Below are 13,850 nucleotides of genomic sequence, written 5' to 3' on the forward strand. Positions count from 1 at the left end.
CAAAGGAATTTACCATGAATAATTCGCTAAAAACGACATGGGTATGGGATCTTGCTGATAAAACGGTAAAGGTTTCAGATGATACTAAAAAATTGTTGGGTTACGCTCAAGAAGGTGAAATCCTCGATAAGTCGTTTATCAATGAGCATATCTCAAGGATGGAGAGGGCAAGGATATATCAACTTGGCGAAGAATACTTGTGTGGGTATACAGAACAATTATGTGTTACGTTTCCGTTTGTAAATAAACAAGGTTTTAAATACTGGTTTACTGCCGTTGGACAATTTGAAAAAACTGAATGTGGTCAGCCTCGATTCATAAAGGGTGTACTAAAGGACGTAACAGACAAATTTAGTCGTTTGTATCGACTCCCAGAATATGACCACTGTCAGCAGTTGGGAGAAAAGTTATCAAACACTGGCCACTGGCGTATTGATATGCTTGATCATACGTTATTCTGGTCTAGTGGTGTTTATCGTATTCATGGCTTATCAGCAGAAGAGTATTCCCCGACAGTTGTCAGTGCAATCGAATTTTATGTCCAAGAAGAGCGCGGTCGAATAGAACAATACTTGGAACAGGCCATAGAAAACCGGAGAGGCTTTTATTTTAAGAGTACGATTGTTAATAAGCGAAAAAAGCGTATAAAAGTTGAATGTTTAGGCGATGTTGAATTAAATGACAGTGGCGAAGTCATTAGTATTTACGGCGCAATCAGGGATATAACGCATGTTGAAGAGACATTTGAAAAGTTAAAGCTACTAGCTATGGTAAACTACACCATTCGCGTGCCTATATTTTTTATTGATGAAAAAGACAATATTGTTTATCAGGATTTATCCCCACAGTTTGGCAATCAAAGCTCAGTACTATTTAACTACATTAATTTTAGCATTTCCGACTACTTAAAATTTAAAACACTTGCCAAAGAAAAAGGGCAAGTTAAAAAGTCCAATATCAGTTTTGATAACTTTATCACTGTATTTGATATATCGGTCACATTTGAAGCAGACGAATCTGTTTATATTTGGATAGTTGAAGATGTTACCGAGAAGTTCAAGAAAGAACAGCAACAAATCATTAGCAATAGATTGGCTCTATTGGGTAATACATTTGGAAACGTTTCGCATGACATTAACAATGTATTGGGGGTCGCTTTGGGAGCGATCGAAATGCTGGAGATAAAGTTTTCACAAGGTGAGCAAGATATTTCTAATTATATTGATAGAGTTAAGAATGCCATCGATAAAGGAAAGAGTGTCACAGAAAGGCTGTTAGCATTTACGCGTAAGCCCCCCGTTGAAGTGGTTGTATTTGATCCCATTCAAGAGATTAAAGAAAACAAGTATTTATTCAAACAGCTACTATTGAGCACGATTGATTTTTCAATCAATGTCGACAATGTGCATTGTCAAATAAAGTTTCCGCAAGGGGAGTTTATAAACATCTTGTTGAATATCGTGCTAAACGCGCAAGATGCCATAAGAGAAGCTGGTTTAGTTGGAAAGATAGAGATTTCAGCAAATGTAACTAACGATGATTGGTTAGAAGTACATGTACTAGATAGCGGAATTGGTATTGAACAAGAGAACTTATCCAAAATTTTTGATCCTTTCTATAGCAGTAAATCGGTGAACAAAGGCAATGGAATAGGTTTGGCCAATGTATACGATACAATTTACAAACATAATGGAGAAATCAGGGTAGAGGGCAAAGGAGCCTTTGGAGGTGCCCATTTCACATTGTTGTTTAAGTGCCAATCTGTACATCACTTACAATCTAAAGCTGAACCTAGTGGCCATAAAATGGAAATCAGGGGCAAGAATGTCTTAGTTCTTGACGATGAGCAGAGTATTGCTGAGTTTGTTTCACTATACCTTGAGAGCGAAGGAGCAAATGCTGTTTATGTTACAAACAAAGCCGAATTGTTAGCACAATTAGACAAAGGGAGCGTGTTTGACATATTTATTACCGACATGATATTGCCTGATATTTCAGGGCGGGAAGCTGTAGAGACCGTACTTGCACATTTTCCGAAAATCAGCGTTTATTCTATGAGTGGCTATATAGGTGAAGATGACCATAAATGGCATTATCCTGTTTTGCGCAAACCATTCAATTCCCATGAACTAGCAGAATTTCTATCCTAATAGTGGTGGGTTGTGAGTATATTTCAAAATAAGATTTGAGGTGATAGTTGATTGATAGAGACAAACAACACACTCACGAGGTTGAATACCAACAAAATCATTTGAAAAATATAGTGGGCGTAGAACAAGACCTAGAAAGCGATAAGCAATCGGCTAAATTTAGCTTGATGCACAAGATACCTTTGGCCGTTTTTTGCTTAACTTTATTTGTTTCAATTGGCGTTGGCCTAGTTTACCTTTTTGAAAGCCAAAAAATATTGACCGCACAAGAACAACTCAAAATAGAACAGCAAAGTCAAATTGTTACTCCTATGCTCACTCAAATATATGATCAAGGGGTCAAGGATATTGATTTTCTGCGAAACACGCCTCCGATTGAAGCTATTGTAAAAGCGATTAAATATAAAGACCAAGCAAGCTTAGGAGTGTGGCAGGCCCGCTTACAACGAATATTTACAGAACTACTCAAAACTAAGCCTTCGTACAATAAAATTAGTTATATTTTGGTTAGTGAAAAGAACCAAGTATTGGTAAGTGCAAAACGGACAAATGGTGTTGTAACTGCGCTATCAGACCAACAGCTTCCTCAAGATGTTCCACTAGAAGCATTGAGTTCAATTAAAAACGCTCCGCTAGGGAGTATAATCGTTTCAAATGTACTTTCAGCCAATACAACAAACACAAGTGAGGTAAATTTATACGTAGCAGGTACGGTTTTTGATAATGAATTAGGTTCATTGTTTGGCATGGTGGCTATAGAAATAGATTTTGAACGTTATGTTAGTTACTTGGCACAAAATGAACTCAAAGATATCAATTTTTACTTGGCTGATTACCATGGTGGCATTATTTACCGACCCATTCGGTCAGAAAATATTGATCGTTCCAATACTACTATTTCTCAGCAGTTCCCTCATGTTGTTGATGAATTACGCGCTTTCGTAAACGATTTAGATGCAAGTAAGAGAAATTTGAATCTGTCTCAAGACAAGTTTTCACTTGGCATTGTATCTAAAATCACACCTACGAAGGGTTCAACGACTAAACCGCTATATTTGCTTGTTGAAAATGCATCAACCGATTACTTAACACAAGCACGCAATATGCAATATCGCGTGTTGCTGTTGGGATTCTTTCTTGCGGTGATAACGCTGGGTTTTGCCATAATTGCGTCGATGAGAATGATAAAGCCGTTGGCTGATATGACATCTGCAATTCATGGTTACGAAAAAGAAGGGATATTCAAACCATTGCCAGTTAATTATGTAGATGAAATTGGTGTATTAGCGCGCAGCTTTAGTCGCCTATTATTCAGGGTTCACAATCAATCTCAACAGGAAAAAACGTCGACTCAGGAGGCAAAAGATGCGAGTGCTAAACTTCAAGCAGTTCTGGACTCAATCGCTGATGCGGTAGTGAATATTGATAATGAAGGGAAAATTCTTTCATTTAATAAAGCTGCACAAAATATATTTGGTTACCAGGAACAAGAAGTAGTTGGTCGAGATATTGCTATGTTAATGCCCTTTGAGTATGCAAAAGAACATGGTAAGCATATTGAGCGGTATTTTGAAACGGGCGAGTCATCAATTTTAGGTGTCGGCAGGGAGTTACCGGCGATTAGAAAAGATGGCGATAAATTTCCTGTGCACTTAAGTATTAGCCGAGTTGAGACCGTTGATGGCGTTATTTTTACTGGACTACTTAGAGATGTGACCGCGCAAAAACTCATTGAAGCCGAAAGAAAGCGTGTATTAGATCATACCAAGGCACTGGCTTGGCGATTAGATTTTGCCCTTGATGCGCCAGGTATTGGCGTTTGGGACTTCGATATTAATAGTCAGCAGATTCACTGGGACAACAGAATGTACGAACTCTTTGGGACATCAATGGATAGTGAACTAACCCCCGAGGAAATCTGGCTTCACTCTATTCACCCAGATGAAGCGGTGATCATTAGTAAGGAGTTCGAGAAAATAATCGCCACTGAGGAGGTTGTCAGCTTTATTTATCGAGTTATCTTGCCTGATAAGTCGATTCGTGTGCTTGAATCACACGCGCAAATACAGAATCAAGGCGATGACAAGCGTATTGTTGGAACGAGCAGAGATATTACTGAGCAACATAATTTACAAGTGATTAAAGAACAAGCCCTCGACATCGCTAACGAGTCTCTAAAGCTAAAGTCAGAATTTCTGGCAAGTATGAGTCACGAAATTCGTACCCCAATGAATGGTGTAATAGGTATGTTGGGTTTAATGGAGCAAAGTGATTTAATGCCTCAGCAGCGCCATCAGCTGAAGCTAGCTAATTCAAGCGCTCATTCTCTTTTAACCTTGATTAATGACATTCTAGACTTTTCAAAAATTGAAGCTGGAAAACTGACGCTTGAACTCATTGACTTTGATGTGCAACACGAACTGAGCCTGCTTGTGGAGTCTATGGCTTACCGCGCGCAAGAAAAAGGACTTGAGCTGATACTTGATGTAACAGGGGTTAAGACAAGAATTGCGCGTGGTGACCCAGGAAGGTTGAGACAGATCATTGCAAACTTAATTGGCAATGCTATTAAGTTTACTGAACAAGGTGAAATTGTCGTTAAAGTAAAAACAAAACAGGGCGCAGGCAGAGTGTTGTTTAGGTGCGAAATTTCCGATACTGGCATCGGCATTGATGACGCCAAGATAGGGGGACTATTTGAATCATTTTCGCAGGTGGATGCAACTACTACTCGAAAATACGGAGGAACAGGACTGGGCTTGGCGATAGTCAAGCAGCTTTGCGAGTTGATGGAAGGTGAAGTGATGGTCCAAAGTTCTCTTGGTCAAGGCAGCACATTTACAGTGGCAGTTAGCTTGCTGCCTAGCCAGATGTCAAATGTTAGTGTCCCAGAAATAGATATTGCGGGTACACCGATACTAATCGTTGACGATAATGACACCAATTTAGCTGTATTAAAGGCACAACTGCAAATTTGGGGCGCAAGTGTGACTAGTGGCAAAAATGGTAAAGAGGCAATGGAGATAGTGGACAAGAATACTTCGTCATTTGCAATAGCGCTATTGGATATGAAAATGCCTGAAATGAATGGTGTAGAACTCGGAAAAAAACTAAAACAGCATCCTAACGGCAAGCACATAAAGTTGATAATTATGACATCATTGGAGCAACCTGGGGATACTGAATATTTTGGTCAGCTTGGGTTTTCTGGTTACTTTCCTAAGCCAGTTACAACAACTGATTTACATGATGCTCTCGCTTTAGTCATTGAAAACAAAAGCGTAATTTCCCAGCTAAAACCGTTAATAACAACGCATAATTTGCAAGTGGTACGACATCGCCCTTGGGAGTCCAACTCTTTGAATAATGTCAGAATCTTAATAGTCGAAGATAATCGCGTAAATCAGGCGGTATTACTTGGTATTTTAGCAAATTTGCATGCGAATACGGAAGTTGCGATAAATGGCATTGATGCATTGGATAAGCTCAATCAGTCTCACAGTGACTCACCTTTTCAATTAGTGATCATGGACTGTCAAATGCCTGAAATGGATGGCTATGAAGCAACAAAAGAGATCAGACGAGGAAGTGCTGGAGATAGGTATAGTACGATTCCTATTGTTGCTTTAACCGCCAATGCCATGAAAGGGGACCGTGAACGGTGTTTGGAAGCTGGTATGAATGACTACATTGCCAAGCCAGTTGATGCAGAGGCAGTGAAGGATACGTTGCTTAAATGGTTGCATATTCATATGAGCAAATCAGGCGGTGATTTGACAGAGCAATTTCAAACGGTTGATGCAAATGAATTAAAACAGAATCAATATCTGACACCTTCCGAAACTCCTTCATATGAACCAACTGTTCAAAACGGAGAAAATTCTTCAAATACACAGGTTTGGAAAAAACAAGACTTTCTGCTGAGAATACAAAACAATCAGCAACTTGCGCAAAAACTCATCGATTTATACTTAGATGATACGCCGCAATTACTCAATAGTTTATCTGAAAGCATTAATGACGATGATTTCATTCAGGTTAAAGCGCATGCACATAAATTGAAAGGGGCATCCAATAATATAGGCGCTCAACAGATCGCAACGCTTTCTATTGAGATTGAATTATTTGCAGAAAACCAAGACAAGCAATCATTAGAGGCGCATATCGCGCAAACAAGAGAACAATTTGAGTTGTTTTATCAAGCAGTACGTGAACTGCCTATATTAGCAAGTTAGTTGTGAATCAGACTCTATAGTCAGTTAAGTTGTATATAGCGCTCGTTGGCGGCAACTTCATGTTTGATGTTAATTAATAAGAATTAATTCAGATATCTACGGAGAAATTTGAATAGTCATCTATACTGAAACTAGGACGAATAAGCGTCGTATTTGTTAGTAGCTACGACGGACTAACTAATGGTGGAAGATTAGTGGATAACAAGACAATACTCGCTGTTGATGACGCGAAGGATACGTTACTTTTACTAGAGTTTGATTTGACTGCTGAAGGATATTCAGTAATTTTCGCTGAATCGGGTGAACAGGCATTAGAGGTGTTGAGTTTACAGAATGTCTCGCTGATTCTCTTAGATATGTATATGCCAGGTTTGTCGGGGCTAGATACGCTAAAGCGCATTAAATCATCAAACAATCATGCCAATACCCCCGTAATCATGCTTTCTTCGTCACATGATGGTAATGAAATAGTTGCAGCATTAGAGTTAGGTGCAGACGATTATGTTACTAAGCCATATTTAGCCAAGGTATTGTTGGCTCGAATTCGCACTTCTTTGCGCTTAATTCAAAAAACTAAGGCATTAGAAGCCTTAGCAAAAATAGACTTCTTAACAGATATTAATAATAGAGCAAGCTTTGAAGAACTTTCGGGCAAGGCTATTAGTCAGGCAAACAGATGTAATCAATCATTGTCATTTGCCATGATGGATATTGATTTTTTTAAGAAAGTGAATGACACCTACGGTCATGAAGCTGGTGATAAAGTACTTAAGGCATTCGGGCAAAATCTTAAAAATCAAGTAAGAGATTATGACATTATAGGACGTGTAGGCGGTGAAGAGTTTGCAGTTTGCATGCCTAACACTATTGACGAACATGCCATTTTTGCTTGCGACCGCATACGGCAACATACAGAAAAATTGGAAATAGATGTTGGCAATAATCACGGGAATATTTCAATTACAGTAAGTATTGGTGTTGTGTCTGTACAAGGAGGTACAACTAGTTTAGAAAATCTAATGCGAATAGCAGATAAAGCACTTTATGAAGCTAAATCGAAAGGGCGTAATAGGGTGATAATGTTGCCATATGTCGAAGAACCGCTAGCGCAGTCAACACACGCAAGCGCTCAAGGTAGTAATATATCGGATGAAGATATTTACCCTGGCATAGATTACCAGCTCGGTGTAAATAATGTCTTAGGGGATGATGGTCTATTTAAAGAAATTTTGTTGATGTTTTATCAAGATCATGGGCAAGATAAAGAAAAAATCAACAAGGCATTATCACAAAACGATATATTCGCAGCAAAAAACTTAGTTCATACACTTAAAGGAGTAGCCTGTTCAATTGGTGCTATGCAACTATTTGAATCAACGAAAAAATTAGATTTGGCTATTAATGAGCAGCGAGCAGATGAATATAGTAGTTTGTATAACGCAATGGCAGAAGACCTAGATACTATAGTTAATGGCTTAAGAGAGCTGCAAGCAGAATTCGAAAGTAATAAAACTGAAATGAGCTAGCCAAGCAGTTTTCTTATTGCTGCTTGCAAGTGTTCAGTCTATTTTTAATTTGATGTTACTCGTTGGAATACAACAACAAGGAAGAATTTCGTTTTCGCCTACGAACGCGAGTGGTTCGCCATTAGGATAACAAACTTGACCACCTTCAAGTGTTACTCTACAAGCCCCACAAAATCCATCCCTGCAATGAAAGTGCACTTCAATGTCATGACGCTCTAAACAATTAAGTAGCGTTTTATCAGACTGCTGATAGTCGAGTCGTTTTTCATCAACAATTACGACCGGAATAGACGCCGTCATGGAATTATTTAGCGCCATAAGTTGTCAACAAGCTCTTGGTTACAATAATTGTTGTGGTCTGATTCATAGTGCAACGTTTGTACAATAGCCAATGATAATTGCTGTAAAGACAAAGAGTAATGTTTTTCCATTACTCTTTATTCGTTTTAACGACTTGTTTAACGTCAATAATCAATGCTCTCGCACTTCAATTAGCTTATAGCGAATTACAGATCAAAATCGTCGAAGTCATCACTTGATACAGAAGAGTCTACTTGACCAACAAGGTAGCTTGAAATTTCTGTCTCTTGAGGAGCAACCTGCACATTGTCACTGACTAAATAAGCGTTCATCCAAGGAAGAGGGTTACTCTTGACTTCAAATGGAGCAGGAAAACCGATCGCGACTAAGCGCTGATTACTGATGTATTCAATATACTGGTTAAGTATTTGCGCATTTAAACCTATCATCGAACCGTCTTTGAATAAGTACTGTGCCCATTCTTTTTCTTGCTCAACAACATCCATAAATATCTGCAAGCCTTCATCTTTAAGTGCGTCAGATATTTCCTTCATTTCAGGGTCGTCTTTACCTGACGCCCAGTTATTTAAAATGTGCTGTGTTCCTGTGAGGTGTAATGCTTCATCGCGAGCAATTAGCTTTATGATTTTCGCGTTACCTTCTAACAATTCACGCTCCGCGAACGCAAATGAACAGGCAAAACTAACATAGAACCTTATTGCTTCTAATGCGTTTACTGAGCAAATTGCTAAATACAATCTTTCTTTTAATTTACGTGCAGAGACTTCGATTTGTTCGCCTTCTACTTCGTAGGTGCCTTCGCCTTGTGATTGCAGCAATTGCGTCGTTAATATAACCTGATCAAAATACTTCGCAATTGATGTCGCGCGCTTTAAAATAGCGGGATTTACGACTATGTCATCGAATACTTCACTAGGATCAGTAAACAAATTTCGTAGGATATGCGTGTACGAACGAGAGTGAATTGTTTCACTAAATGCCCAAGTTTCAACCCAAGTTTCTAACTCAGGTAATGAAACTAGTGGTAATAATACCGCGTTTACTGAACGTGCCGCGACGCTATCTAATAGCGTTTGGTATTTTAAATTCGATATAAAGATATGCCTTTCTGAAGCAGTCAACCCTTGCCAATCAGCACGGTCTTTAGAAACATCCACTTCTTCAGGGCGCCAAAAGAAAGATAATTGCTTTTCAATGAGTTTTTCAAAGGCAATATAACGTTGTTGGTCGTAACGAGCGACATTTACACTATTTCCCAAAAACATTGGCTCGAGCAATGGGTCATTTGGGATTTGGTTAAATGTACTGTAGGTCATCAAATGCTCCTTGGCATACAACTTATTCGGTAATATTAGAAAATTATTATTATTATTGAGTACAGCTAAATGCCGTATCAAAATGATACGGCATTTGTCTTAGATCTTACACGCACCGCCTTCACAGCCGTCGTCTTCAGCGACACCTTGGCTGTCATCAGCGCCATCACGTGTGTTGTGATAATACAAAGTCTTAACCCCTAATTTATAGGCAGTAAGTATATCTTTAAGTATTTGCTTAACGGGAACTTTACCACCTTCATACTTTGCAGGATCATAGTTTGTATTGGCAGAAATAGTTTGGTCAATAAACTTCTGCATAATACCAACCAACTCAAGGTAACCATCGTTGTTTGGTATATTCCATAGCAGTTCATAATTGCCTTTGAGGCGCTCATATTCAGGAACAACCTGCTTTAAAATACCATCTTTACTTGCTTTAATACTGATCAATCCGCGAGGCGGCTCGATGCCATTAGTTGCATTTGAAATCTGTGACGAAGTTTCTGAAGGCATTAATGCTGAAACGGTTGAGTTACGAACACCGTGTTGCTTGATGCTTTCACGTAACCCTTCCCAATCAAGATGCAAAGGTTCGCTTGTCACTTTATCAATATCACGCTTATAAGTATCAATTGGTAAAATACCCTTAGATAGCTTAGTTTCGTTAAACTTAGGACAAGCTCCTTGCTCGATAGCTAGCTTATTTGACGCTTTCAATAGGTAATACTGAATTGCTTCAAAGGTACGGTGTGTTAAATTATTAGCACTGCCATTTGAATAATAAACACCGTTCTTGGCGAGGTAGTAGGCATAGTTAATTACACCTATACCGAGTGTTCTTCTGCCCATCGTCGCATTGTAAGCTGCTGGTACAGGATAGTCTTGGTAGTCTAATAAACTATCGAGTGCTCGTACTGCCAAATCTGCTAGCTCATCAAGCTCATCTAAGCTATCAATAGCGCCAAGGTTAAATGCAGAAAGCGTACATAACGCAATTTCACCTTCCGGATCGCTTACTTCATTGAGTGGTTTCGTTGGCAACGCAATCTCTAAACACAAGTTGCTTTGGCGAATAGGCGCAACTTCAGGAATAAACGGGCTGTGTGTATTACAGTGGTCAACGTTTTGCAGGTAAATACGCCCAGTGCTGGCACGCTCTTGTGCAAACAAAGTAAACAGTTCAATTGCTTGAATGCATTTTTTGCGAATGTTGTCATCTGCTTCATATTTTAGGTACAGCTCTTCGAACTTTTCTTGGTCTTCAAAGAACGCATCATATAGGCCTGGTACATCGCTTGGGCTAAATAAAGTAATTGCTTCACCCTTAATAAGGCGTTGATACATTAATTTATTAAACTGAACACCGTAATCTAAATGACGAACACGGTTTTCTTCAACACCACGGTTGTTTTTAAGTACAAGTAAGCTTTCAACTTCAAGATGCCATAACGGGTAGAATAGGGTAGCTGCGCCACCACGAACACCACCTTGAGAACAGCTTTTAACCGCCGTTTGGAAATGCTTATAAAACGGTATGCAACCGGTATGAAATGCTTCACCGCCACGAATTGAACTACCTAGTGCACGGATTCTACCGGCATTAATACCAATTCCTGCACGTTGAGAAACATACTTAACGATCGAACTAGATGTAGCATTAATCGAATCTAGGCTGTCACCACACTCAATAAGTACACATGACGAGAATTGACGTGTTGGTGTACGAACACCCGCCATAATAGGTGTTGGTAATGAAATTTTGAATGTTGAAATAGCATTGTAAAACCCTTCAACATAGCTTAATCGAACATCTTTTGGATACTTCGCAAATAAACACGCGGCTACAAGAATGTATAGAAATTGTGCACTTTCGTATATTTCACCAGTCACTCGATTTTGAACAAGGTATTTACCCTCTAGCTGCTTTACGGCTGCATAGCTGAAGTTCAAATCACGGCGGTGATCAATAAATGCTTCCATCGCCTCAAATTCAGCTTGGGTATAATCTTGCAACAAATGTTGATCATACTTGCCTGACTCTACGAGTTTAACCACGTGGTCAAATAACTTAGGTGGCTCAAACTGACCATACGCTTTTTTTCTTAAATGGAATATTGCTAAGCGTGCAGAAAGGAATTGGTAATCAGGCGTTTCTTCCGAAATTAAATCGGCAGCGGCCTTGATAATGGTCTCATGAATATCTTCTGTCTTAATACCGTCGTAAAACTGAATATGAGATTTTAATTCTACTTGCGATACGGAAACGTTATCTAATCCTTCCGCAGCCCATGCTATAACTTTATGAATTTTCTCTAAGTCAATGGGTTCTTTTTCGCCATTGCGTTTGGTAACAAAAAGATTGCTATTCATGTAAGACCTGTAAATCTGTTTATTGTTGTTTTAGTTATTCTGAAGGAATAAATCTACCACAAATCCCTATTGATTAGACTTCAACCGACTTGATTAGTTAATGCACTATATATAGGGGTTCCTTTAAATCATCATCACAAGATAATGAGGTTTGTGACTTATTGCAACCCTAAAACCTTTGTCAAAAAGTACGAAAATTACCCCTACATTTGACCAGTTAGTAATGACTAACGTAGCAACTCTTTTAAGTTTTGATTTTTAGGAAACGCAACGAATAATTTGCAAATTTTTTTGCTTGTATAATTATTTTTGTGACAAAAACGGAGTCTATATGACAAATAGTAATATAGACTCCGTTTTTCTTATTGATCAATAACATAGATGATTTGCGTGATAAATGTACGGATTGGTTAATTAATCAGCTGAAGGATCTCGTGGGGATCGTTGATTATAAAATCTGCGTGCCACTGTTCTACGTCATCGGTCAGTTTAATATAGCCCCAATTGGCTACAACAGATGTCATTCCGGCAGCGTTGCTCGCTTGCATATCTCTTAGGGCATCACCAATATACCACGTATTGGTTGTTTCACATGAAAGCTGCCCACAAGCTACTCGTAATGGCTCAGGATCAGGCTTACGTTGAGGTAAACTATCACCCCCTAACAATACTTGGCTTGTGTTCAAAGCGGGATAGAAAGCAACGAGTTTCTGAGCGAGTGCTTCAGGTTTGTTTGTAACAATTCCCCATGGTATGCCTGCTTTATCTATATTGGCGAGCATTGATTCAATACCAGCGTATAATTTTGTATGTACAGCAATGTTTTCTTCGTAATATTGTAAGAATAGCTCACGCAATTCATCATAGTTGAAACGTGATAAAGCACTGCCAAACCCTAGTTCAAGTAAACCTTTGGCACCGTCTGACGCTAAAGGTCGAGATATGTCATATGCAATTTCGGGCAAATGGTTAACTGCAAGCACATGATTAAGTGCTGCGCCAAGATCTTTGGCGGTATCTAATAGCGTACCGTCTAAATCGAATAATACTGCTTTACTCATTAGTTTCCCGCTTATTGTTTTTGAAAACCAAGAATATAATTCACATCGAGAGATGAAATTAGTTTATGATTCTCGGTAATCGGATTGTAATGAATACCCGCAGCATCGATACACTTCAGAGCTGCCGATTCTGCCCAATGTATAAGTTGAGAAGGCCTAATAAAGCTCTTGTGATCATGGGTGCCATCAGGCACAAGCTTTAAGACTTTTTCAGCAGCAACGATAGCAAGCAGGTAAGATTTAATCGTTTTGTTTAACGTTGAGAAGAATACGTAACCACCAGGTTTAACCATTTTGGCGCAAGCTTCAATAATGGAAGAGGGCGAGGGAACGTGCTCTAACATCTCCATACAGGTAACAATGTCGAAATGTTCTGGCTTATCCTGTGCCATTGCTTCTGCTGTGCATTTCTGGTAATTCACAGAAACATTGGTTTCCAGCGCATGGAGCTTGGCGACATTCAGCGGTTCATCTCCCATATCTATGCCGGTGACATTGGCACCGAGTTTGGCAATGCTTTCAGACAAGATTCCACCACCACAACCGACATCAATGACTTCTTTGCCGAACAATTCTGGACAGTGCTGTAAGATAAATTGTCTTCTTAATGGGTTTATTTGATGAAGCGGCTTAAAGTCACCCGTTAAGTCCCACCATTGGCTGGCGACTTTTTCAAACTTTGCAATTTCTTCTGGGTTAACGTTAATTTCGTTTGACATGATAATTTGAACTATACGTGTATATTAATGCTTGTGATTTTAAACGAATCCGCGTGCAATACAACGTAAGATGGCAACATTAACGACTTGCACCAGCGATGCTTATCATATAATTTGTACAAATGTATAATAAAGTGGGTTAAGGATGA

At 39.1% G+C, this 13,850-nt stretch carries 8 protein-coding genes; 3 read left to right on the forward strand and 5 right to left on the reverse strand.

Features of this window, described 5'->3' with window-relative positions; genetic code table 11:
* The first annotated feature begins 14 nt into the window (after positions 1–14).
* The 3 genes from ACSLUK_RS11080 (at position 15) to ACSLUK_RS11090 (ending at position 7,911) form a co-directional block, all read left to right on the forward strand.
* On the forward strand, positions 15–2,150 hold the full coding sequence (locus tag ACSLUK_RS11080; RefSeq protein WP_448548652.1) for a hybrid sensor histidine kinase/response regulator: 2,136 nt from the start codon (positions 15–17) through the stop codon (positions 2,148–2,150).
* Positions 2,151–2,197: 47 nt separating this feature from the next.
* Entirely contained in the window at positions 2,198–6,385 is a 4,188-nt protein-coding gene (locus tag ACSLUK_RS11085) for a response regulator (RefSeq protein WP_448548654.1), read from the forward strand.
* Positions 6,386–6,579: 194 nt separating this feature from the next.
* A complete protein-coding gene (locus tag ACSLUK_RS11090) occupies positions 6,580–7,911 on the forward strand; it encodes a diguanylate cyclase (protein ID WP_448548655.1) in 1,332 nt (443 codons plus the stop codon).
* A gap of 33 nt (positions 7,912–7,944) precedes the next feature.
* Here ACSLUK_RS11090 and yfaE read toward each other — a convergent pair whose 3' ends face one another.
* The 5 genes from yfaE to ubiG form a co-directional block, all read right to left on the reverse strand.
* Positions 7,945–8,229 carry a class I ribonucleotide reductase maintenance protein YfaE gene (gene yfaE / locus ACSLUK_RS11095; RefSeq protein ID WP_448548656.1) on the reverse strand — a complete coding sequence of 95 codons (285 nt, stop codon included), beginning with the start codon at positions 8,227–8,229 and terminating at the stop codon, positions 7,945–7,947.
* A gap of 188 nt (positions 8,230–8,417) precedes the next feature.
* On the reverse strand, positions 8,418–9,548 hold the full coding sequence (gene nrdB, locus ACSLUK_RS11100) for a class Ia ribonucleoside-diphosphate reductase subunit beta (RefSeq protein ID WP_448548658.1): 1,131 nt from the start codon (positions 9,546–9,548) through the stop codon (positions 8,418–8,420).
* Between the two features lie 99 nt (positions 9,549–9,647).
* Positions 9,648–11,921, reverse strand: coding sequence for a class 1a ribonucleoside-diphosphate reductase subunit alpha (gene nrdA, locus ACSLUK_RS11105; protein WP_448548660.1), 2,274 nt, complete (start codon positions 11,919–11,921; stop codon positions 9,648–9,650).
* 410 nt (positions 11,922–12,331) lie between these two features.
* Positions 12,332–12,982 carry an HAD family hydrolase gene (locus tag ACSLUK_RS11110; protein ID WP_448548661.1) on the reverse strand — a complete coding sequence of 217 codons (651 nt, stop codon included), beginning with the start codon at positions 12,980–12,982 and terminating at the stop codon, positions 12,332–12,334.
* A gap of 11 nt (positions 12,983–12,993) precedes the next feature.
* The gene (ubiG, locus tag ACSLUK_RS11115) at positions 12,994–13,701 is read right to left on the reverse strand and encodes a bifunctional 2-polyprenyl-6-hydroxyphenol methylase/3-demethylubiquinol 3-O-methyltransferase UbiG (RefSeq protein ID WP_448548662.1); all 708 of its coding nucleotides are present in this window, start codon (positions 13,699–13,701) and stop codon (positions 12,994–12,996) included.
* Positions 13,702–13,850: the final 149 nt, after the last annotated feature.

It is taken from the genome of Thalassotalea fusca (assembly GCF_053485835.1).

Excerpts from the sequence above, each read along its gene's own strand:
- nrdA (WP_448548660.1), bottom strand. The coding sequence starts at position 11,921 with ATGAATAGCAATCTTTTTGTTACCAAACGCAATGGCGAAAAAGAACCC.
- ACSLUK_RS11080 (WP_448548652.1), top strand. The coding sequence starts at position 15 with ATGAATAATTCGCTAAAAACGACATGGGTATGGGATCTTGCTGATAAA.
- ubiG (WP_448548662.1), bottom strand. The coding sequence starts at position 13,701 with ATGTCAAACGAAATTAACGTTAACCCAGAAGAAATTGCAAAGTTTGAA.
- yfaE (WP_448548656.1), bottom strand. The coding sequence starts at position 8,229 with ATGGCGCTAAATAATTCCATGACGGCGTCTATTCCGGTCGTAATTGTT.
- nrdB (WP_448548658.1), bottom strand. The coding sequence starts at position 9,548 with ATGACCTACAGTACATTTAACCAAATCCCAAATGACCCATTGCTCGAG.
- ACSLUK_RS11110 (WP_448548661.1), bottom strand. The coding sequence starts at position 12,982 with ATGAGTAAAGCAGTATTATTCGATTTAGACGGTACGCTATTAGATACC.